Raw genomic sequence first — 20,352 nt, 5'->3', positions numbered from 1 at the left:
CTTCGGACGGCCCCCGGGGACGCCTGCGTCACTAACTCAGCGCGTGCGGTCGCGCAGATCCGCGACGTGCGGCGACACCGACGGGTCCAGGCCCAGCCCGATCGCCAGGTAGGTCGCGGTGAAGTCCAGGGTCGCCACGTGGTCGGCGAGCCGGACGATCGGCGCGCCGGCCTCGGCCTGGACCTCCAGCACCCGCACTCCGGCCTCCCGGGCGGTCGCCAGGACCGCGTCGGTCAGTGCCTCGGCCTCGACCGACTCCCGGGTAGGTGGCTCCAGCGGGGCGTCGCGCAGCAGCAGCAGACCCAGCGGGGGCGGGCTCGGGCCGTCCAGGTAAGGATCGGCGAAGATGTCCCGGCCACCGTCCCGGCCGCCGCCCTGGTCCGGGCCGGTGGCGCGCTCCATGAGCTCCCCGTCGGGCTCGGCGAAGTGGTGCGGCTCCCACGAGGAGGTGTCGATGTCGCCGAGCCGGATCCGGGAGTCGTCGTAGGTGCCCTGCCGGCGGCCGCCCAGCGAGGTGTACGGCCCGTCGAAGCAGGCGACGATCCCGCTGGCCGCGTCCGGCAGCTCGCCGAAGGTGGCGGGGATCCGGGCGGTCCTGGCCAGCATCGAGGAGGCTCGAGCGGCAGCAACCCCGCCGAGGGGGCCGTCCCCCAGCACCACGGGCACGGTCTCGGCGAGCTGGACAGCCAGCAGCTTGGCGGGGTTGACGAACGACTCGGAGCTAGGACGCATCTCCTCAGCCTTGCGGTCCAGTCGGTCCGCCACCGCCTCGAGCATCTGCACCGGCGCGTCCAACAGCCCCAGGCCGTCGGCACCGAGCAGCACCGGGGTCAGCATCGTCCACAGCGCGGTCCGAGAGCTGGTGCGCCCACGGCCGACGCCCACGTGCACGCCGCGGGCGCGGCGGCATACCTCTGCCAGCGGCGAGTCGTCGGCACCCACCGTCAGCAGCATGGCACCCCGGCGGGCAGCCTCGGCGGCGACCGCCAGCGGGCCGGGGGCCCGGCCGGACAATGAGACCGCGACCACCAGGTCCAACGGCCCGACCCACCCCGGCAGGGGCAGGTTGCGCCGGGCCTGGACCGGCACCGGCGAGCCCGGCTCAGCCAGCAGCTCCAGCACCTCGGCGACGATCGCCGACCCCCCGATCGCGGCCACCAGGACGGACCGCGGCCGGTCCATGGTCGCCAGCCGGTCGATGCCCGCCTCGTGCGCCAGGGTCAGCCCCTCCCGGACCTGAGCCCCGGCCGAGGCGAGAGCGCGCAGCGTATCCTGAGAGTCCTTGCGCTGCAGCTCATCCAGGTCATCGAGCAGGGCCTCGTCGATGTACGGCACCGCGCCCCCTCAGCTGCCCGGTGCCGGCACGAGCACGGCCTCGTCCGCGAGCAGCACCGGGATGCCGTCCGTCACCGGGTAGCGACGTCGTTGGCCGGGGGCGCCGCAGTCCTGCGCGCACTCCAGCGCCGGCGCGCCCTGCTCGTCCTGGGTGTCGACCAGCTCGTGCAGACCGACGGGGCAGCGCAGGATCTCTCGGACCCACGGGTCGTACGGGGGACGTGCCATGGCTATCTCTCCTGTCGCACCAGGGTCAGCACGCTGTCCCTGACCTGTTCCATCACGGCCCGGTCCTGGGCCTCGACGTTGAGCCTCAGCAAAGGCTCGGTGTTGCTGGGCCGCAACGAGAACGACCAGTACGGGTCCTCGTGCACCATCGACAGCCCGTCCAGGCGCTCGTCGGAGGCGCCCTGCGCCGCTGCCCACTCGCGCACCCGCTCGGTGGCGGCCGCCACGTCGGGCACCCGGGAGTTCAGCTCCCCCGAGGCCACATACCGGTCGTAGGCGGCGACCAGCTGCGAGAGGGGGTCGTCCTGCTCACCGAGGGCCGCGAGCAGGTGCATTGCGGCCAGCATGCCGGTGTCGGCAAACCAGAAGTCCTTGAAGTAGTAGTGGGCGGAGTGCTCCCCCCCGAAGACGGCCTCGTGCTCGGCCATCTGCGCCTTGACGAAGGAGTGCCCGACGCGGCTGCGGACGGCCCTGGCCCCGTGCTCCTGGATCGTCTCGGGCACGGCCCGGGAGCAGATGGTGTTGTGCACGACCGCGACATCGGAGGGGTCGGCACCGGCCTGCACCGCCCGGGTGATCTCGCGCGCCGCCACCAGCGCGGTCACGGCGCTGGGGCTGACCGGCTCGCCACGTTCGTCAACGACGAAGCACCGGTCGGCATCCCCGTCGAAGGCCAGGCCCAGGTCTGCCCCGTGCTCGCGCACCGCCGCCTGCAGGTCGCGCAGGTTCTCCGGCTCCAGCGGGTTCGCCTCGTGGTGGGGGAAGGTGCCGTCCAGCTCGAAGTAGAGCGGTTCGACGGTGATCGGCAACCCGTCCATGCCGAGCACCACCGGGACCGTGAGCCCGGCCATGCCGTTGCCCGCGTCGACGACCACCCGCAGGGGCCGGATGTCGTCCAGCCGGACCAGAGAGTGCAGGTATGCCGCATAGCCGGCCAGCATGTCCGTCTCGGCAACAGAGCCGGTCCGCTCGCTCGTCGGCAGGTCGTGCATGGATCCCCGGTCCAGCAGCCATTGGGCGAGGTCACGGATCTCGGTCAGGCCCGAGTCCTGGCCGACCGGTCGGGCCCCTCGGCGACACAGCTTGATCCCGTTGTAACCGGCGGGGTTGTGGCTCGCGGTGAACATGGCCCCGGCGCGCTGCTCGACGCCGCTGGCGTAGTAGAGGATGTCGGTGGAGCACAGGCCGATCATGGTGATGTCCACCCCGTGGGCCGCCACGCCTGCGGCGAAGGAGCGGGCCAGCTCGGGCGAGGAGTCGCGCATGTCATGGCCGATCACCACCCCGTCCTCACCCTCGGGGATCACCACGACCTGGGCGAACGCCGATCCCAGTGCGGTGGCGACACGGGCGTCCAGCTGCTCGGGCACCAGGCCGCGGACGTCGTAGGCCTTGACGATGTCGGCCAGCGCTATCGGGCTCACGGTCGACCAGACTACCCAGGGACCAGCGCGCGGTGACGGTGCCTGCCGACACGCCTCACCGGTCGCGGAGGACCCGCAGGTGACCGCGCCGGGCGATCTCGGTCACCGAGGCGTACTCGCCGCGTTCGGTCCGGTAGCCGTTGTCCCCGGCTTCGACGGTCACGGTGCCCCGGTGTTCACGGACCGCGTCCGCCAGGGCCGCGAGGTCGTCCACCGGCGGGCGGGGCTCGCCCTCAGGCAGCTCCAGGCGAACGACGTCCCACCCGCGGGGGGCGGTGAGACGGGTGGCGTGCTGCTCGCACAGGTCGTAGGAGTGCGGCTCGGCGTAGGTGGCCAGCGGCCCCAGCACCGCGGTCTGCTCCGCGTAGACGTAGGTGAGCGTGGACGTCGCGGGACGCACGCAGGCCGTCTTGGAGCACTGGCGGATCAGGGTCACTCCGACACTCTAGGCATGTGAACCGACAAAGCCGGTGAGGCGCTCCGAGAGAGCGCTGCCGGTGGGCCTCGGCCGCTGGGTTAAGGTGCGAGCCATGGGCGGGCGACGCGACCGGCACGGACGGGGACCGCGCGGCCCTCTCGCGTGGCCCCCGGTGCCCCTGATGACCACCCGTCGCGAGCGGTTCGACGAGCTGGCGCTCGAGGCCGTCGAGTCCGTCGAGCGCATCCTTTCCCACGAGCTGGGGATCGAGCTGGCCGTCGAGGAGGTGCCACCCTCAGACCCTGCACCCTGGGAGCACGGCGTCCCGCTGGGCCGGTTGTTTCCGGCCGAGCGCTCGATGCCGGCCCGACTGGTGCTCTACCGCCGGCCCATCGTGCAGCGCGCCCAGGAGCCGGAGGAGCTGGCTGCCCTCGTGTCCGAGGTGGTGACCGAGCAGGTCGCCCGCATGCTGGGCCGCGACCCCGACGACCTGCGGTAGCGCGAGCCCGCCTCAGGGCAGGACCGGCACCAGCGCGGGGACCTGGCGGGTCCACGGCACCGGCGGCACCGACGCTGCGCTGAGGTAGGACCCGACCACGTCTTGGCCCTGCAGGTGCAACGCCGCGGCCACGCCCGCGTCCCCTGTCGGCAGGACCCAGAAGGCGATGGCCCCGGCAGGTGCCTGAAGGACCTGGGTGGTGTCGTTGGCCAAGGTGAGCTCCACGCTGCTCACGTCGCCGTCGCCGTCCAGCCACAGCACCGAGGCGCTGGTCGCGTCGACCGCCGACACCGCCAGCGTGAGGGCCGGTTCCAGGTCGGTGTCCCACTCCCGCGCGCCCTCCTGCCCGTTCCCGCCAGACGCCTCTTCCCCAGGCACGTCGCGCCGGTCGGCCAGACGGGGGATGTCCGTCAGATCAGGCAACGCCATGCCCACGGGGATGTGGGACAGCGGCACCGCCGCGACCCAGGCGCTTTCCCCCGCGGGGCGCAGCACCGGCTCCGCCTGCCGGTCGGCCTCCTCGCCGCCGGGCCCGGCTGTGCTGGCCACGCCGTCGGGACCGGAGGTGGTCACCGCCTCGTCGGGACCGGAGGTGGTCACCGCCTCGTCGGGACCGGCCGTGCTCGGCGCATCGTCGGGGCTGGACGTGCCCCTGGCCTCGTCAGGGCCAGGGGTGTCGGCCGCCTCATCCGGGTCGGCGGCCCGGTCCCCTTGCTCGACCACGATCGGCTCGTCCGAGGACGGGCCGACCTGCAGCAGGGCTCCGGCGGTGACCGGTGCGTCCGCACGCAGCAGCAGAGCGCTGGCGTCGGGCAAGCCCTCGAGCGTGATCTCCGTGGTCCCGCCTGCAGGCACCCGCACCACGGCGGTTCCGGGGACGTGGGCGCCGCGGTCGGTGAGCGCCCGCAGCTCCACCACAGCCTCCGCCTCGGGGGCGAACAACCGCAGGGTGACGGTCTGGTCGCCCTCCGTCGAGGTCGGCAGAGCGGGCACCACCAGCTCCCGGCCGGGGACCGCTGCGGGCGCGGCCATCTCGCGGCCCAGGTCGGCCGTGCCTTGACGGTGCCGGTCGGCTAGGTGGGCCACGACCGGACCACCCTGGGCCACCACCCGTACGACCGGCTGCTGCACGGAGGGCGCGAGGGCGTCGAGCCGTTGCACCAACCTGCCGTGCGCCGGGATGACGAGGCCGGAGCCGCCCACGGTGGACACGGCGCCGTCCACCCCAAAGACCTCGATGTCGACGGTGACGGGGTCCGTTGCGGGGTTGGTGATGACCACGAGCTCCACCCGCCCAGCACCCTCCCCGCCACCCACGAGGTGGACCAGGTCCTCAGCCGGCAGGCACGGCGTCATGGCCCACCCCCGCGCCCCGGCGTCGGGGATCAGTGACACCTGGCTCGCTGCCAGGCCAGGAGCCCGCTGCGCCTGCGCCTGGACCACGCCCCAGCGACCGTCCTCGAGGGCCGCTTCGAGCGGGCCACCGGCGTCCTCGTCCAACTGGTCGATGCCGTCCGCGCCGATCAGAGCCAGCTCGACCCCGCCTGCGTCACCCTCGGGCAGGAAGGACCCGGAGAAAACCTCCTCGGGTGCGCTGGCCACGCGGAGCCTGGTCTGGCCCGCGGTCACCTCCTCGCCGTCCTCGACGCTGCCGGGGCACGCCAGGACCGCCTCGGCGAGGTATGCCGCGCGGTCGGGAGCGGAGGTCGACGCAACCGGGGCCGCCGGCCCGGCCTCGCCGGGACCCAGCGCCAGGTCCGTGGCTGCTGCCGCGCCCACCAGAGCCCCTCCGACGACGAGGGCAGCGAGCAGCCGGAGGGGGCCCGCACGTCGCGCCGCCACCATCACGTCTTCTCCGTCCCGGCACCTGGGCCGTCGGCTTGACCTGCGTCCCGGCCCGCCTCGTGCCGCGACCTGGTGCGGGTCGTTCCCGGCGCCGGGAGGGTCTGACCCTCCCGGCGTCCCACCGGGAGGGCGAGGAAGCCGACGACGAGCGCCAGCCCGAGGGTGCCTAGGTGCCACGCCAGGCGCGGCCGGCCCAGCTCGACCTCCACCTGCCGGGCCCCTTCGGGCAACGCGACCTCGGTGCCCGGCGAGACCGACATCTCCTGTCCGTCGACGAGCACGCTGGCGTGCCGTGACCAGCCGGCACCTTCTGCGACGTCGAGGGCCGCGGCCCCCGGCAGCTCACGCAGGTCCCCCTCGGCGCGCGCGTGGGGCCCGGTGGCGGTCAGTCTCCCGATCAGTGCCCCGTCGGCGTCCAGGACCCGGACCCGGCCTGCGTCGGCGTCCGTCCGGCGCCACAGCACCTGCTCCGGTGGCCCGGAGACCCTGGTCAGGCCGCTGACCTGGTCGATCTGCGCCGCGAGCGGATGCTCCTCGGCCGCGTGCAGAAGAAGGTACCCGGCACCCACGTCCATCACCGCCTCAGCGGCCTCGTCCGGCGACCTGCCGGACACCAATACCTCCGCGGCCCGGAGCACCTCGGCTCGCTCCTGCACCGGCGTCGTGAGGTCGGTCGTGCGGTCGCGCAGGATCCTGGCCGGCTCCGGCTCCGAGGCGAGCAGGTCCACTCGGACGGCGTCGGTGGGGTCCGGCCCCGTCGGTGCAAGCACCAGCGTGCGCAGGGCGGCCGGGCCACGGCCCTGCTCGGCCGCCACGGGGGGCAACGGGTCGGTCGCGACCCCGAGAGCATCTGGACGCTGGGCGGGAGACAGGCCCCAGGCTCCGAGTGCTGCCGTCGGGGCCAGGATCAGCGCCACAAGCACCCGACGCCAACGGCGGGTGGAGGCGGTGGGGTTCATCAGCCGGTCGACCAGGATCCCCGTGCCCAGCAGCAGGGCAGCACCGGCAATCGACAGCGCAGTCCCGGGCCAGGCGGTGACGAACAGCCCTGCCTGGGCATGCTCCGCCGGAAGTCGGCCGAGGCCGGTGCGCAGCGCCAGCAGGGCAGCGGCCAACCCCAGGAGCGCGGCAGCAAGCAACACCCCGGCCCGGCGACCGGAGCGGCCCGGCACCAGCAGCGCTCCCAGGGCCCCCCACCACAGCGGGACCGTCAGCCACAGCGGCACCGCAGCCAGCGAGCCCGCCTGGACCGGGGCACCGGGCTGGAGCAGAAGGGTCTGCCACACCGGGGCCACGGACGGCAGCGAGGTAACAGCCATGGTGGCGCCCGCGCCCCCAGCCAGGCGCACCGGCTCGGTGAGGACGGCGGGCAGCCACGGCAGCAAGAAGGCCCACGGCAGCAGCGCGAGCACGCCACCGCGCCAGCGTGCGGACCCACGGCCCAGGGCGAGCAGGAGCAGGCCACCCGCGGTGCTCAGCACCAGCAGGGCAGGCACCCACAGGGCGGCGAGCGCGATCCCCAGCACCGTGGCGAAGCATGCCGCGGTGCGCCGCACTCCACGCTCGGGCATCGCGCAGACCACAACCCCGGCAACCAGCAGCGGAGCCAGCACATGGACCGCGGCCGGGCCCAGCCGGCCGTCGCCGAGGGCCAGCGGCAACGGCGCGAGGCCGGCCCAGCCCAGCGCGAGGAGCGCACGGACCCACCGGCCGTGCGTGACCCGGCGCAGGGCCAGGTATGCGGTGAGGACAGACAGCGGTCCGGCCAGCGCCAGCACCCACGCCAGTGCTGGACCTGCCACCGTCGCCCCCGCCCCCGGCAGCCAGGAGGCCAACCACGCGATGGCCGCCGCGGGCAAGAGCCAGGGCTCCGGTGCCCGCTCATGGCCCAGGCCCCCGCCGCGCCACCCGTCGAGGGCGGAGGAGAACAGGCCGCGGGCGTCGGTGGCGGCCGGGCCGAGCTCGGGACCTACCAGACCCACGCCTCCAGGGTCGAGGGCACCGATGAGGTCCCGCCCCCACCACCCGGTGACCACCATGGTGACCAGCACGGCCAGGGCCAGCGGGGCGCTGAACCGGCTACGGTGTGCATCACCGGCCAGGTTGGCGAACTCGTCCGACACCGGCCCCGTCTCGGTCCCGCCGTGCGGCGGGCCCGTCCGCCCCGCCGACCCCTCGGACCACCGACCCGCCCGGGGGTCGAGCGCCTCGACGACGGTTTCGCGAGTGCTGAGCCAGCCGCTGCGGGCGGGGCTGTGCAGGCCGGCCAGGTCCCGGGGTCGCACCGTACGGCGCCGGGCGAACCGGCCGCGGGCACCCCAGCCACGAGCCGGGCTGAGCACGGCCCGCACGTCGGCCCACTCCCCCGCGGCCTCAGCCGGGCGCTTGACCAGGAGCAGGACGAGGGCAGCCAGCAGGGAGGTGACCGCCACGCCAAGGGTCCGCCAAGGGGCTGCCCAGAGCGACCCGCGCGCCAGCGCCACCTGCCGCTGACGCATCCGCGTCCGCAGGGGGTCCCGCACGCCGAGGCCGTCCTCGCCCTGGCGAACCACGGCGTCCGGGGCGACGATGACCCGGTGGCCGGCCAGGTGGCTGCGCCACCCCAGGTCCAACCCGTCGACGCCGTCCTCGCCGAAGGCCCGGTCCAGGCCACCGACCGCGTCGAGCACGGCGCTGTCCACCAAGGAACCGACCAGCGGCATCCCGAGCACGTCCTGGCGCAGATCGTGCTGCCCCTGGTCGACCAGGCCGGCGGGGTGGGCATCGGTCGCGCGGCCGGCCACGGTCAGGTGGTGGCCGAGGCCGACCAGCAGGCGAGGGTCCTCCGCGTCCACCAGCTTGGGCCCCACGAGGCCGACCCGGCTGCTGCGCCGGGTGGCCGACAGCAGTGCGGACAGGGCATCGGGCGCCGGCCGGGAGTCCGGGGCCAGGAACCACAGCCAGTGACCCTGCTGGACGGGCAGGCCCCGGCGCGCGTCCTCGACGACCTTCCACCGAGGTACGTCCGGCTCCAGAGGGCCGCGCAGCAGCAGGGGCACCCGGTGCACGGCGGTGAGCGGGTGGCGCAGCACCCGGTCGGCGCCTTCACTGTCCTGGTCGATCCCCACGACGAGCACCCGACGGGGCATCAGCGTCTGCTGCTGAACGGCGTCGAGGACCGCCACCATGGCGTCGACGTCGCTCTCGACGCCATCGTCAGAGCCCGCGCCATCGTCAGAGCCCGCGTCCGCGAGCCCTGGGAGGAGGATGACGGTGACGTCGTGGAGAGGCGCGCGGTCGGTGGGGACCGCGCCGGCGACCGAGGAGGTCGTCGACGTCATGGGCGGGGTTGACGGAGCGGGCGCGCGAGGCGGCGCCGGTCAGACAGCGCGCTTCTTCAACTTGCGCCGCTCGCGCTCCGACAGGCCTCCCCAGATACCGAAGCGCTCGTCGTTGGACAGGGCGTACTCCAGGCACTCGGCCCGGACCTCGCACCCGACGCAGACCTTCTTGGCCTCCCGGGTCGAACCGCCCTTCTCGGGGAAAAATGCCTCCGGGTCAGTCTGCGCGCACAGGGCACGCTCCTGCCAGGACACCGGCTCCGACTCCTCGGCGCCGTTCAACAGGGACAGCAATTCCAGCTCGTGCATGGCTCCTCCTCGACCTCTCGCCACACGTACACCCGCCGTCATGACGCGAAGTCACAACAAGAGAATTACACGCGTGTCATGCCTTCGAGTCAACCCCTGATCTGCTACAAGCTCCTGACCTCGCACAATGGGGGTATGCAGATCACCGCACTCTCGGGTGGCGTGGGCGGAGCCCGCTTCGTCCGTGGCCTCGTCCAGGCCCTCGCCGCCAGCCCCGGCGCTTCCCGCGGCGACGGCGAGCCCACGCAGCTCACCGTCGTGGGCAACACGGGGGACGACATCACCCTCTTCGGCCTCCGGGTCTGCCCGGACCTGGACTCGGTCCTCTACACCCTCGGGGGTGGCGTCGACGAGGACCAGGGCTGGGGACGGGCCGGTGACACCCACGCACTGCTCGCCGAGCTAGCCAAGCTCGGTGTGGGCCCTGAGTGGTTCGGGCTGGGCGACCGCGACCTGGCCACCCACGTGGCCCGCAGCTTGTGGCTGGGCCAGGGCCTGAGCCTCAGCCAGGTCACCGAGCGGCTGGCCCGTCGGTGGGGCCTGCCCGAGCTGGGGGTGCGGCTGCTGCCGGTGACCGACACCCCGATCGAAACCCACGTCGTGGTGCCCGACGAGGAGGGAGGCGAGCGGGCCATCCACTTCCAGGAGTGGTGGGTACGGCACGGGGCGCGGCTGCCAGCCAGCGCGTTCACGGTCGCCGGTCTGGCCCAGGCCACCCCTGCACCAGGGGTGCTGGAGGCCATCCGCTCGGCGGACCTCGTCGTCCTGCCGCCAAGCAACCCGGTGGTCTCGATCGGGATCATCCTGGGTGTCCCCGGGGTCCGGGACGCGCTGCGCGGCACGCGGGCGCCCGTCGTCGGGGTCAGCCCCCTGATCGGCGGTCGGCCGGTCCGCGGCCACGCCGACGCCTGCCTGGCGCCGCTGGGCGTCGAGGTGTCGGCGGCCGGTGTCGCCGGGCTCTATGCCGACTTCCTCGACGGCTGGCTTGTGGACCACGCCGACGCAGGCGCCCCCTACCCCTCGCGGCTGCCCGTGCAGGCCACCGATCTGCTGATGCGGGACGTCCCCGGCGCGACGCGGCTGGCGGGTGAGCTGCTCGACCTCGCGGGCGGCCTGTCCCCCGGCCGGGGTCGGCGTGCGGTCGACGCCGGACCGGCCGCCCCGTGAGGCCCGCGCCGGGGGCGCTCCACCTGCTGCCCCTCACCGGGCTGCCCGAGGTCCAGGAGGGCGCCGATGTCGCCGCTTTGCTGGGCACCGCACTCGAACGCTGGGGCGGCCTGCTCGACGGCGATGTCCTGGTGGTCTCCGGCAAGGTGCTGTCCAAGGCCCACGGGCTGCGGGAGCATGCCGCTCGCGAAGAGGCGGTGGCCCGGCATACCGTCCGGGTGGTCGCCGAGCGCACCACCGCGCACGGCACGACGCAGGTGGTGGAGTCGCTGGCCGGCCCGGTCCTGGCCGCGGCAGGGGTGGACGCGTCGAACACCGGCCCCCGCGGAGGGGTGCTGCTGCTGCCGGCCGACCCGGACGCCGCGGCCCGCGACCTGCACCAGCAGCTGGCCGCCCGCGTCCCGGGAGTCGCCTTCGGGCTGGTGCTCAGCGACACGGCCGGCCGCCCCTGGCGGGCGGGGCAGACCGACTTCGCCCTGGGGGCTCACGGCGTTCGCGTCCTGGATGACCTTCGCGGGGGCTTCGACGTCGATGGCCGCCCGTTGGCAGTCACCGCCCGCGCTGTGGGCGACGAGCTCGCCGCCGCGGCCGACCTGGTCAAGGGCAAGGCCGACGCCGTCCCCGCGGCCCTGCTCCGGGGCCTGTCCGACCTCGTGGACCCCTCCGCCACCGGCGCCCGGGCCTTGGTGCGCACCGGCCCCGGTGACTGGTTCGCCCTGGGACACCAGGAGGCTGTCCGCGCCGCCCTGGGCGCCGCCCCCGGCACGGACCAAGCCCGGTTCGTGGGGGTGCCCGACGTGGTGCCCGAGCCAGCCGACGCCAGGGCCGCACGGGCGGTCCGCCTGGCCCTGCTGAACCAGCCCGGGGCAGAGGTCGTGGGCCGACACGGGCAGGGGTATACCGTCCACGCGGCGGACCCCGTGCTGGCCGGCCGGGTGGCCGCCCGCCTCGAGGTGGCCCTCGCCGGTGAGGGCCTGCACGCAGCGGTCAACGTGCCAGCACCTGACCAGCTGTCAGGGTGGCCGGCCCCCTGACCCGTGCGCGTGCCGGCGCCTACCCAGCCGCTCAGCGGGCGACCGGCAGGTGCCCGCGCGGGGCCATCCGCGGCCCACGGCGCGGCCGCAGGGCACCGTCCAGCTGCAGGAGCCGCTGCACCCGGTAGCGGTGCCCGGCGTAGGGGCGTAGGACCTCGACCAGCCCGTGGTCGTCCATAGGCCGACCGGTCAGCGCCCAGCCGATGTTGGCCGCGACGTGGTAGTCACCAAAGCTCACCGCGTCGGCGTCACCGAGCGCGCGCTGTGCCGTCTCGGCCGCGGTCCACACCCCCACGCCCGGGATGCTCACCAGACGGCGACGGGCCTGGGGCAACGGCATACCCGACGTCTCCTCCAGCCGTCCGGCGACCCTCGCCACCCGGGCCACGGTGTCGGAGCGTTGCGGGCTCACGCCGGCGCGCAGCCAACCCCAGGACGGGATCGCCGCCAGCTGCTCGGCGGAGGGCGGCACCCGCACCCCCAGGGCGCCGCCAGGACCGGGCGCGAGGTCACCGAAGCGGCGCACGATGCGACCCCAGCCGCCGAACGCCTCCTGCCCCGTGACCTTCTGCTCCACGACGGCGGGCACGAGGGACTCCATGACCAGGGTGGTGCGGGGGACACGCCAGCCGGGGTGCCGGCGCAGCGCCAGGGCGACCCGGTCGTGGTGGGGTACGAACCCCTCGGCGTCGTCCTCCGCGCCCAGCATCAGCGGCAGGTGGCCCAGCACCCAGTCCGCCCCCGCGCCCCAGGCGTGCGCCTCCACCAAGCCGTCCGAGGCGTGAGCGACCACCCGTAACGTGGCCGAACCCTCGGGCGTGCGCAGCCCACGCCACAGCGCGCCACCGGAGACGACCCAGCAGGGATCCCCGGCCCCGCGGCGCAAGGGGCCCCAGATGGCTCCGACGTCAACCGGGGCACCCGGCCGCCAGACCCTGCGGCGAGCCCGGGAGAAACCGGCCGGCTGCGCCCGGTGAGGGCCTCGCGGGCTCCGGCCTGGGGTGGTCACGGCGCCCCAGCCTGCCCCTGCACCGCCCTTGGTGCAAGTGCAGCGACTACGGTGGGGGCCGTGCACATGCCTGCCCAGGTCCTGAGTCGGGCCGTCGCCCGCGACGCGACGCGACCGGCGCTGACGTACTACGACGACACCCCCGACGGCACCGGCGAGCGGATCGAGCTCTCCCGCGCCGTGCTGGCCAACTGGGTCGCCAAGGCCGCCAACGCCCTGCAGGAGGGGCTGGACGTGCAGCCGGGCTCGGTGGTCCTGGTCGACCTACCGGCCCCGCACTGGCGGCTGGCCTACTGGGCCCTTGCGGTCTGGTCGGTCGGGGCCACCCTGACCGTCGACACCCACGAGGGCGCCCACGTCCTGCTCACCACCGATCCCGACGGTGAGCTGGCCGAGGACTGCGACGAGGTGGTGGCCGTCACGCTCCCCGCGCTGGCCCGTGACTTCGGCCGCGAGCTGCGCTCCGGCGTGATGGACGAGGCCGCCGAGCTGGCCACCTACGCTGACGACTTCGTCGCCTGGGACGAGGCAGAGGCCGATGACATCGCCCTGGTCAGCGCCGGTGAGCGGGTCAGCTTCGCCGACCTGCTCGAGGGCCTGCCCACGGCGCCCGAACGGTCGCGAGCGCTGGTCAGCACGCAGGACCGGGGCCTGTTCGTGCGGCAGGTGCTGCAGCTGCTGCACCTGGACGGGTCCGCCGTCCTGGTCCGCGGCCCGCAGCCCGGCCCGGAGGACCCCCGGATGGCGGCGGAGGGTGTCGACGCCCGGTGCGCCACCACGTGGCGCGCCGGGGAGGGCCCCGTCTAGGTCCCCGCCGACCCTTGTAGGGTCGGGCCCATGGACAAAGTCGTCGCTTCCGCGCAGGAGGCGCTTGAGGGCCTCACCGACGGCATGACCGTCACGGTGGGCGGCTTCGGGCTCTCCGGTATCCCGACCGTGCTCATCCGCGAGGTGCTCTCCCGGGGCACCAAGGACCTGGAGGTCGTCTCCAACAACTGCGGCGTCGACGGTGCGGGGCTGGGGCTGCTGCTGGAGCAGAACCGCATCCGGCGCGTCATCGCCTCATACGTCGGGGAGAACAAGGAGTTCGCCCGCCAGTACCTCTCCGGCGAGCTGGAGGTGGAGCTGACCCCGCAGGGCACCCTGGCCGAGAAGATGCGGGCAGCCGGCGCCGGCATCCCTGCCTTTTTCACCCCCACCGGCGTGGGCTCGCAGGTGTCCGAAGGGGGTATGCCGTGGCGTTACGACAGCGAAGGCAACGTCGTCAAGGAGTCACCGGCCAAGGAAAAGCGGGAGTTCGACGTCCGCGGGACCGTCCGCGACTACGTGCTCGAGGACTCCATCTTCGCCGACTTCGGGCTGATCCGGGCCGCCAAGGCCGACCGGCACGGCAACCTGGTTTTCAACAAGGCCGCCCGCAACTTCAACCCGTTGTGCGCCATGGCCGCGGACATCGCGGTCGCCGAGGTCGAGGAGCTCGTCGAGCCCGGCGAGATCGAGCCCGACGACGTGCACCTGCCCGGCATCTATGTCCACCGGGTGCTCGTGCTCACCCCGGAGCAGGCCCGTGAGAAGGACATCGAGAAGCGCACCACCCGTGGGCCCCGCCCCTGCGGGCAGGACGCCCCCGGTTCCGCCCGCACCGACCAGGAGGCCTGAGCCATGGCACTGACCCGTGAGGAGATGGCCGCCCGCGCCGCGGCCGAGCTCAAGGACGGCGACTACGTCAACCTGGGCATCGGCATGCCCACCCTCGTCCCCAACTACGTGCCGGACGACGTCGAGCTGGTGCTGCAGTCCGAGAACGGCATCCTCGGCGTGGGGGCCTACCCCTACGACGGGGAGGAGGACCCTGACCTCATCAACGCCGGCAAGGAGACCGTGACGCTACGCCCTGGCGCCAGCTTCTTCGACTCCGCGACCAGCTTCGGGATGATCCGGGGCGGCAAGGTCGACGCTGCCATCCTGGGCGCCATGCAGATCTCGGCTGCGGGCGACATCGCCAACTGGATGATCCCCGGCAAGATGGTTAAGGGCATGGGCGGGGCGATGGACCTGGTCCTGGGCGCCAAGAAGGTCGTGGTGCTCATGGACCACGTCGCCAAGGACGGCTCCTACAAGATCAAGAACGAGTGCGACCTGCCGATCACCGGCCTGAAGGTGGTCCAGCGGATCATCACTGACCTGGCCGTCATCGACGTCACCCCCGACGGCCTGGTGCTGCGCGAGGTCGCCCCCGGCGTCTCCGTCGAGGAGGTCGTGGAGAAGACCGAGCCCGAGCTCATCATCGCCGTCGACGAGCCCACGCCGGAGCCCACACCGCCGACCCAGGGCTGAGCACCGGGCGGCCAGCCGCCCGGGTCACGGCGGCGGCTCGGGACCGCGGAGGAAGCCGGCGCCCCACGTCAGGTGCATGGTCGCCAGCACCGGCGGCACCCGCAGCAGCACACCCGGCGGCTGGCCACGGGCGATCCAGGCCCCGCCCACGGTGATCGTCGCGGCATACCCGGCCGGCAGCAGCCAGAGGGGACGCCAGGCGAGCCCGCCTACGACCCCTGCGGCCAGGACCGCCACCGCGACCGGAGGTGCCAGGTAGCGGGCGCTGACCGTGTCTCTGTGCTGGCGCATCACCTGCCGCCGCCAGCGACCGGTGCGGTAGAACTGCCGGGCCAGCTCGCGCAGCGTGCCGCGCGGCCGGTAGGTCACCGTGAGCTCGGGGGTGAACCACACCACGCCCCCGGCCTTGCGGATCCGGTGGTTCATCTCCCAGTCCTGAGCCCGGGCGTAGGCCGGGTCGTAGCCGCCCACCTGCCTGAGCCAGGAGCGCCGGAAGACGCCCAGGTAGACGGTCTCGGCCGGACCCGGGCGGCCCCCGATATGGAACCGGGCGCCGCCCATGCCCAGCGGCGAGCGCATCGCGACCGCCACCGCCTGCTGCATGTCGTTCTTCCCCTCGGCCAGCATCAGCCCCCCGACGTTGGCCGCCCCGGTCTCCTCCAGCACCTCCACGGCCCGGCGCACGTAGCCGTCGCTGAGCACCCCGTGGCCGTCCATCCGCACCACGACCTCGTGGCTGGTCCTGGCCAGGGCCGCGTTGAGACCGTCGGGGGTGCGGCCCGTCGGGTTGTCGACGACCACCACGCGAGGGTCGGCCGCGGCCAGCCCTTCCGCCACCTCCCGGGTGCCGTCCCGGCTCGGCCCGACCGCGACCACGACCTCCATACCCCCGGGATAGTCCTGGGCGAGCACCGAGCCGACCGCCTCGGCCAGGTGGGCCTCCTCGTTGAGGATGGGCATGATCACCGAGACGGGCGGGTATGCGGTGCTGCCGGGTGCCTGGGTCACGACGGCGAGGTTATCGTCCGGCGGGGGAGCGGAGGCACGCGGGCGGTGGCCGCTTTCAGGAGTCGGCAAGGTGACTGGCCTAGGCTGTCTCCCCGTGGCGAACCGACCGGACGACGAGTGGACCCGCCCCGTGCCGCGCACCCCGCGCGGTGGACGGGACCGGCATGTCCCGCGCGTCCGTCGCGGGCAGGACGGCCGGTCTGACCCCCAGGACGAGACCCAACTGATCCCCCGGCAGCCGCGCGCGGGCAGGGGTGACCAGGACCGCTACGACCAGACCCAGCGGATCCCCCGCGAGCCCCGACCGGGGGGCCGCGACTCCCGCGACGACCGGTATGACGGCCGCGCCGGCCGCCGGGACCGGGGTGACGTCGACCACCACGACGGGGGCGCCCACCGCGGCGAGGGCTACGACGACCGCGGCGCCCGCCGCCGCGAGGCCTACGACGACGACAGCTATGACGACTACGCCGAGCACCGGGACGACCGAGGCCGTCCGCCGCGCCCCGGCGCCGCTCCGGCCGGGGCCCCCCGCCGCGACGCCGCCGTCCCCGGTACCGGTTGCGGCGCGTCATCGCCCTGCTGGCCCTGCTGCTGGTCGCCTACCTGGTCACGATGGTGGTGGTGGTGACGATGATCTGGGGCAATATCAACCGGGTGGACGCCGCACCGGACGCGAGTGACCGACCGGCCGCCTCGGCCGGCGCCAACTACCTGCTGGTCGGCACCGACTCCCGCGAGGAGCTGTCCGATGACCAGCGCAGCCAGTTCGCAACCGGCAACTTCGAGGGGCATCGGGCAGACACGGTGATGCTGCTGCACGTCCCGGGTTTCGGGGATCCGACGCTGGTCAGCCTGCCCCGGGACAGCTACGTGGAGGTGCGCGGCCACGGCTGGCAGAAGCTGAACTCGGCGCACAGCTTCGGCGGCCCCGAGCTGCTGGTGGACACCGTCGAGCAGTCGACCGGGCTCAGGATCGACGGCTACCTGGAGATCGGTTTCGGTGGCTTCGTCAACGTCGTGGAACATGTCGGCGGTGTCGAGATGTGCCTGGACGCCCCCATCCAGGACACCCGAGCACACATCGACCTGCCTGCCGGCTGCCAAGAGCTGAGTGGTGCCGAGGCGCTGGGCTACGTGCGCATGCGCTACAGCGACCCGCGCGGGGACTTGGGCCGGGTCGAGCGGCAGCGGGAGTTCCTCGCCGCGTTGGTGCAGCGGATGGCCAGCCCGGCGACCCTGCTCAACCCCGTGCGGCTGCACCAGGTCGGCACCGCGACCGGCGACTCAATGAGCTTCGGGGAGGACACCTCCATGTTCGAGGCGGGGCGCATGGTGCTGGCGATGCGCGCCGTCTCCGCCGGCTCAGGCACCTCGACGACGGTGCCGGTGGCCGACGCCGACCACCGGACCAACGTAGGCAGCACGGTGCTGTGGGACGAGCAGGGCGCCTCGGCCCTGTTCACCGCGCTGCGCAACGGCGACCAGGTGACCGTGGACCCGTGAGCGAGCAGCGCGACCCAGACGACCTCACCACCACCTCGGAGACCCCGGTGGGTGAGGAGCCGAGCCTGGTCGCGGGTCGCTACCGGATCCGCCGGACGCTGGGCAGGGGCGGCGGGGGCCACGTCTGGCTGGCCCACGACGAGAAGCTCGGCCGGGAGGTGACGCTCAAGCGGGTCAGTGGTGAGGCCGACGCCGAGGTGTTGCTGACCCGGGGTTTCCGCGAGGCCCGCACCAGCGCCACCCTGGCCCACGAGAACGTGGTGCGGGTCTACGACGCCTTCGAGCACGACGGGTTCCCGTGGATCGTCATGGAGTACATCCCGGGCCCGTCGTTGGCCGAGCTGCTGGAGGGTGGTCGACGGCTGCCCGTGGACCAGGTCGCCACCATCGGGGCCCAGCTGGCGACGGCCTTGGCCGCGGCCCACGGTGCCGGGATCCTGCACCGCGACGTCAAGCCCGGCAACGTCCTGCTCCGGGACGAGCGTGGCCGGGACGCCAAGCTGACCGACTTCGGCATCGCCCGGGCCGAGGAGGACCACCAGCTGACCCGGACCGGTTTCGTCTCCGGCACGGCCGCCTACTTCTCCCCCGAGCTGGCCCGCGGAGAGGACTCCAGCCCGGCCGCCGACGTCTGGGCGCTCGGCGCCACTCTCTACTCCGCCCTGGAAGGCCGCAAACCCTTCCCGGACCGTGACAACGCGGTCGCCCAGCTGCACGTGATCGCCCGGGACCAGCCGCGTCCTCCTGAGCGCGCCGGAGCGCTGACTACCGTCCTCGCCGGGATGCTCGACCCCGACCCGGACACCCGCTGGGACGCCGCGCGGGCCGCCCGCGAGCTCGAGGCGGTCGCGCGCGGGGGGAGCGGACCGACGAGCTGGCCCGGCGCCGGCGCCGGCTCGGCCGCAGCGGCAGCGGCAGCCCGCCATCCCCGGCCTGCCCAGGGTGTTCCCGAACAAGCCTCCCAGGCCCCCCACGCCTCCCGCCACGTCCCCCACGACCCCACCCAGGCCGTCCCGCCGGTGGACTCGACCCGCGCGATCCCCCACGCCCGGCCACGACGCGACGCGCCTGAGCCGGGCCGGCCCGGTGAGCGGCCCCGGTCGGCTGATCCGGCCCGATCAGGTGGGGCTGGGGCTGGCGCCAGGGCTGGGGCTTACCACCGTCCGGCCGGGCAGCGGCGCCCGCGCCGCACGGCGATGTGGCTGGGCTGGCTGCTCGCGGTGCCCCTGCTGGCAGCCCTGGGTTGGCTGGTGTGGACCATCACCGAGGACGTGCGGTCCGGCGACGGGGCTCAGACGACCGCCTCGCAGACGGGGACGGTCGGCTCCGGTGAGGCCCGCGAGCTTGCCGAGGAGTTCTACGACCGGTTGCTCAGCCAGGGACTGGACGCCGCCCGTGAACTCACCACGGACGAGGCCTTCATCGACGAGGGCCTCACCCTGAACCTCACCTCGCTGGACGTGTCCGGCATGGAGTCGGTCGAGAACCTCGACGGAACCGCCACCGTCACTGCGCTGGTGACCTACTCCTACGGCGAGCGGGTCATCGTCCAGGACGAGACCCTGCAGGTGGATCGGGTGGACGGGGCGCCCCTGATCGTCTCCCGCTACGCACCAGAGGTCTCCGACAGCGGCGACGACTAGGGGCTGCCTGCCTGCGATCAGCGGTGCCGGCTCAGCCCTTGAGCAGCTGGCGCGCCATGACGATCCGCTGGACCTGGTTGGTGCCCTCGTAGATCTGGGTGATCTTGGCGTCGCGCATCATCCGCTCGACCGGGAAGTCCTTGGTGTAGCCGTAGCCGCCGAAGAGCTGGACGGCGTCGGTGGTGATCTCCATCGCCGCGTCGGAGGCGTAGCACTTGGCCGCGGCCCCGAAGAAGGGTAGGTCGGCATCGCCGCGCTCGGACTTCGCGGCGGCGACGTAAACCATCTGTCGGGCCGCCTCCAGCTTCATCCCCATGTCGGCGAGCATGAACTGCACTCCCTGGAACTCGGCGATCGCCTTGCCGAACTGCTGACGCTCCTTGACGTAGGCCAGCGCCGCGTCCAGCGCGCCCTGGGCGATCCCGACCGCCTGCGCCCCGATCGTGACCCGGGTGTGGTCCAGGGTCCGCAGCGCGATCTTCAGCCCCTCGCCGAGGCCGCCGACCATCCGGTCCCCGGGGATCCGGCAGTTGTCGAAGTGCAGCTCCCGGGTGGGGCTGCCCTTGATGCCCAGCTTCTTCTCCAGGCCGCCGAAGGTGAACCCCTCGTCATCCTTCTCCACCACGAATGCGGTCACATTGCGCCCGCGCGGGCCGTCGGGATCGGTCACGGCCATCACCGTGTAGTACTCCGACTCGCCGGCGTTGGTGATCCAGGACTTCTGCCCGTTGAGGACGAACGACCCGTCTGCCTGCTCCAGCGCCTTGCACGTCATCCCTGCGGTGTCCGAGCCCGCCCCGGCCTCGGACAACCCGTAGGAGAACATCGCCTCACCGCGCGCCACCGGGGGCAGGTACTTCGACTTGACCTCCTCGCTGGCGGCCAAGATGAGCGGCATCGTCCCCAGCTTGTTCACCGCCGGGATGAGGGAGCTGCTGGCGCAGACCCGCGCCACCTCCTCGATGACGATGCAGGTGGCCAGAGCGTCGGCGCCCACGCCGTCGTACTCCTCGCCGATGTGCGGGGCGTGCATGTCGGTGGCCACCAGGGCCTTGAGCGCCTCGTGCGGGAATCTCGCCTGCTCGTCCACGTCCGCGGCGTGCGGCGCGATCTGCTCCTCAGCGATCTCCCGGATCGCCTCGCGCAGCACCTCGTGGTCCTCGTTGATCCGGAACAGGTCGAAGTCGCTCATGCAGCTCAGCCTACCTGCGCGCCACCGCCCGCTGACGCCGACGTCAAGCGTCCTACCCTCAGCCTGGGCAAGGAAACC

19 protein-coding genes are annotated in these 20,352 nt (G+C 73.5%); 9 read left to right on the top strand and 10 right to left on the bottom strand.

The features are described from left to right. Nucleotides 1-36: 36 nt before the first annotated feature. From FY030_RS04115 to FY030_RS04100, 4 genes are read right to left on the bottom strand one after another with little or no spacing between them, the layout of a single operon-like run. Nucleotides 37-1,335 (bottom strand): SIS domain-containing protein, encoded by a 1,299-nt coding sequence (locus FY030_RS04115; protein ID WP_158060401.1) that lies wholly within the window; start codon nucleotides 1,333-1,335, stop codon nucleotides 37-39. A gap of 9 nt (nucleotides 1,336-1,344) precedes the next feature. Continuing rightward, entirely contained in the window at nucleotides 1,345-1,563 is a 219-nt protein-coding gene (locus tag FY030_RS04110; RefSeq protein ID WP_158060400.1) for a Trm112 family protein, read from the bottom strand. Between the two features lie 2 nt (nucleotides 1,564-1,565). After that, nucleotides 1,566-2,987: a phosphomannomutase/phosphoglucomutase gene (locus tag FY030_RS04105; RefSeq protein ID WP_158060399.1), complete on the bottom strand. Its 1,422-nt coding sequence runs from the start codon at nucleotides 2,985-2,987 to the stop codon at nucleotides 1,566-1,568. A gap of 55 nt (nucleotides 2,988-3,042) precedes the next feature. Beyond that, complete coding sequence (locus FY030_RS04100) at nucleotides 3,043-3,423, bottom strand: DUF3499 domain-containing protein (RefSeq protein ID WP_158060398.1); 381 nt, start codon at nucleotides 3,421-3,423, stop codon at nucleotides 3,043-3,045. Between the two features lie 163 nt (nucleotides 3,424-3,586). Between FY030_RS04100 and FY030_RS04095 the strand changes: the two genes are divergently transcribed. Beyond that, on the top strand, nucleotides 3,587-3,904 hold the full coding sequence (locus FY030_RS04095; protein ID WP_238348543.1) for a metallopeptidase family protein: 318 nt from the start codon (nucleotides 3,587-3,589) through the stop codon (nucleotides 3,902-3,904). Between the two features lie 12 nt (nucleotides 3,905-3,916). Here FY030_RS04095 and FY030_RS04090 read toward each other — a convergent pair whose 3' ends face one another. The 3 genes from FY030_RS04090 to FY030_RS04080 are packed head-to-tail and all read right to left on the bottom strand — an operon-like array spanning nucleotide 3,917 to nucleotide 9,378. Beyond that, nucleotides 3,917-5,749 carry a DUF5719 family protein gene (locus tag FY030_RS04090; RefSeq protein WP_158060396.1) on the bottom strand — a complete coding sequence of 611 codons (1,833 nt, stop codon included), beginning with the start codon at nucleotides 5,747-5,749 and terminating at the stop codon, nucleotides 3,917-3,919. Next, nucleotides 5,749-9,069: a glycosyltransferase gene (locus tag FY030_RS04085; protein ID WP_158060395.1), complete on the bottom strand. Its 3,321-nt coding sequence runs from the start codon at nucleotides 9,067-9,069 to the stop codon at nucleotides 5,749-5,751. The genes FY030_RS04090 and FY030_RS04085 overlap by 1 nt, the downstream gene beginning before the upstream one ends. A 39-nt stretch (nucleotides 9,070-9,108) precedes the next feature. Beyond that, nucleotides 9,109-9,378, bottom strand: a complete 270-nt coding sequence (locus FY030_RS04080) for a WhiB family transcriptional regulator (protein ID WP_131103961.1) — start codon at nucleotides 9,376-9,378, stop codon at nucleotides 9,109-9,111. Nucleotides 9,379-9,513: 135 nt separating this feature from the next. On the opposite strand from FY030_RS04080, the gene cofD reads away from it, so the two are divergent. Together cofD and FY030_RS04070 are read left to right on the top strand one after the other, a co-directional pair. Next, nucleotides 9,514-10,545, top strand: a complete 1,032-nt coding sequence (cofD, locus tag FY030_RS04075) for a 2-phospho-L-lactate transferase (RefSeq protein WP_158060394.1) — start codon at nucleotides 9,514-9,516, stop codon at nucleotides 10,543-10,545. Beyond that, nucleotides 10,542-11,579 carry a coenzyme F420-0:L-glutamate ligase gene (locus FY030_RS04070; protein WP_192498712.1) on the top strand — a complete coding sequence of 346 codons (1,038 nt, stop codon included), beginning with the start codon at nucleotides 10,542-10,544 and terminating at the stop codon, nucleotides 11,577-11,579. Before cofD ends, FY030_RS04070 begins: the two co-directional genes overlap by 4 nt. A 31-nt stretch (nucleotides 11,580-11,610) precedes the next feature. Here FY030_RS04070 and FY030_RS04065 read toward each other — a convergent pair whose 3' ends face one another. Beyond that, nucleotides 11,611-12,588: a DNA-3-methyladenine glycosylase family protein gene (locus FY030_RS04065; protein ID WP_238348542.1), complete on the bottom strand. Its 978-nt coding sequence runs from the start codon at nucleotides 12,586-12,588 to the stop codon at nucleotides 11,611-11,613. A 66-nt stretch (nucleotides 12,589-12,654) separates the two neighbouring features. On the opposite strand from FY030_RS04065, the gene FY030_RS04060 reads away from it, so the two are divergent. Genes FY030_RS04060 through FY030_RS04050 form a run of 3 tightly spaced genes read left to right on the top strand, consistent with a single transcriptional unit; the run spans nucleotide 12,655 to nucleotide 14,925 of the window. Beyond that, complete coding sequence (locus FY030_RS04060) at nucleotides 12,655-13,395, top strand: TIGR03089 family protein (RefSeq protein WP_238348631.1); 741 nt, start codon at nucleotides 12,655-12,657, stop codon at nucleotides 13,393-13,395. A 30-nt stretch (nucleotides 13,396-13,425) separates the two neighbouring features. Continuing rightward, a complete protein-coding gene (locus tag FY030_RS04055) occupies nucleotides 13,426-14,247 on the top strand; it encodes a CoA transferase subunit A (RefSeq protein ID WP_158060392.1) in 822 nt (273 codons plus the stop codon). Between the two features lie 3 nt (nucleotides 14,248-14,250). Continuing rightward, nucleotides 14,251-14,925, top strand: coding sequence for a 3-oxoacid CoA-transferase subunit B (locus FY030_RS04050; protein WP_158060391.1), 675 nt, complete (start codon nucleotides 14,251-14,253; stop codon nucleotides 14,923-14,925). 24 nt (nucleotides 14,926-14,949) lie between these two features. On the opposite strand, the gene FY030_RS04045 is transcribed toward FY030_RS04050, so the two are convergent. Further along, on the bottom strand, nucleotides 14,950-15,933 hold the full coding sequence (locus tag FY030_RS04045) for a glycosyltransferase family 2 protein (protein ID WP_272950537.1): 984 nt from the start codon (nucleotides 15,931-15,933) through the stop codon (nucleotides 14,950-14,952). 94 nt (nucleotides 15,934-16,027) lie between these two features. Here FY030_RS04045 and FY030_RS04040 point away from each other — a divergent pair, with 94 nt between their 5' ends. The 3 genes from FY030_RS04040 to FY030_RS04030 are packed head-to-tail and all read left to right on the top strand — an operon-like array spanning nucleotide 16,028 to nucleotide 19,082. Continuing rightward, nucleotides 16,028-16,564, top strand: a complete 537-nt coding sequence (locus tag FY030_RS04040) for a hypothetical protein (RefSeq protein ID WP_158060390.1) — start codon at nucleotides 16,028-16,030, stop codon at nucleotides 16,562-16,564. Next, nucleotides 16,495-17,439 (top strand): LCP family protein, encoded by a 945-nt coding sequence (locus FY030_RS04035; RefSeq protein WP_238348541.1) that lies wholly within the window; start codon nucleotides 16,495-16,497, stop codon nucleotides 17,437-17,439. The genes FY030_RS04040 and FY030_RS04035 overlap by 70 nt, the downstream gene beginning before the upstream one ends. After that, the gene (locus tag FY030_RS04030; RefSeq protein ID WP_192498711.1) at nucleotides 17,436-19,082 is read left to right on the top strand and encodes a serine/threonine-protein kinase; all 1,647 of its coding nucleotides are present in this window, start codon (nucleotides 17,436-17,438) and stop codon (nucleotides 19,080-19,082) included. Before FY030_RS04035 ends, FY030_RS04030 begins: the two co-directional genes overlap by 4 nt. A gap of 31 nt (nucleotides 19,083-19,113) precedes the next feature. Here FY030_RS04030 and FY030_RS04025 read toward each other — a convergent pair whose 3' ends face one another. Next, a complete protein-coding gene (locus tag FY030_RS04025; RefSeq protein WP_158060388.1) occupies nucleotides 19,114-20,274 on the bottom strand; it encodes an acyl-CoA dehydrogenase family protein in 1,161 nt (386 codons plus the stop codon). Between the last annotated feature and the right edge of the window lie 78 nt (nucleotides 20,275-20,352).

The sequence above is a fragment of the Ornithinimicrobium pratense genome (assembly GCF_008843165.1).
Lineage (GTDB): Bacteria > Actinomycetota > Actinomycetes > Actinomycetales > Dermatophilaceae > Ornithinicoccus > Ornithinicoccus pratensis.
Note: the sequence above shows the minus strand (reverse complement) of the source record. Positions and strands in the feature narration are given on the sequence as shown.

Excerpts from the sequence above, each read along its gene's own strand:
- FY030_RS04080 (WP_131103961.1), bottom strand. The coding sequence starts at position 9,378 with ATGCACGAGCTGGAATTGCTGTCCCTGTTGAACGGCGCCGAGGAGTCG.
- FY030_RS04050 (WP_158060391.1), top strand. The coding sequence starts at position 14,251 with ATGGCACTGACCCGTGAGGAGATGGCCGCCCGCGCCGCGGCCGAGCTC.
- FY030_RS04110 (WP_158060400.1), bottom strand. The coding sequence starts at position 1,563 with ATGGCACGTCCCCCGTACGACCCGTGGGTCCGAGAGATCCTGCGCTGC.
- FY030_RS04095 (WP_238348543.1), top strand. The coding sequence starts at position 3,587 with ATGACCACCCGTCGCGAGCGGTTCGACGAGCTGGCGCTCGAGGCCGTC.
- FY030_RS04060 (WP_238348631.1), top strand. The coding sequence starts at position 12,655 with ATGCCTGCCCAGGTCCTGAGTCGGGCCGTCGCCCGCGACGCGACGCGA.
- FY030_RS04085 (WP_158060395.1), bottom strand. The coding sequence starts at position 9,069 with ATGACGTCGACGACCTCCTCGGTCGCCGGCGCGGTCCCCACCGACCGC.
- FY030_RS04025 (WP_158060388.1), bottom strand. The coding sequence starts at position 20,274 with ATGAGCGACTTCGACCTGTTCCGGATCAACGAGGACCACGAGGTGCTG.
- FY030_RS04090 (WP_158060396.1), bottom strand. The coding sequence starts at position 5,749 with ATGGTGGCGGCGCGACGTGCGGGCCCCCTCCGGCTGCTCGCTGCCCTC.
- cofD (WP_158060394.1), top strand. The coding sequence starts at position 9,514 with ATGCAGATCACCGCACTCTCGGGTGGCGTGGGCGGAGCCCGCTTCGTC.
- FY030_RS04055 (WP_158060392.1), top strand. The coding sequence starts at position 13,426 with ATGGACAAAGTCGTCGCTTCCGCGCAGGAGGCGCTTGAGGGCCTCACC.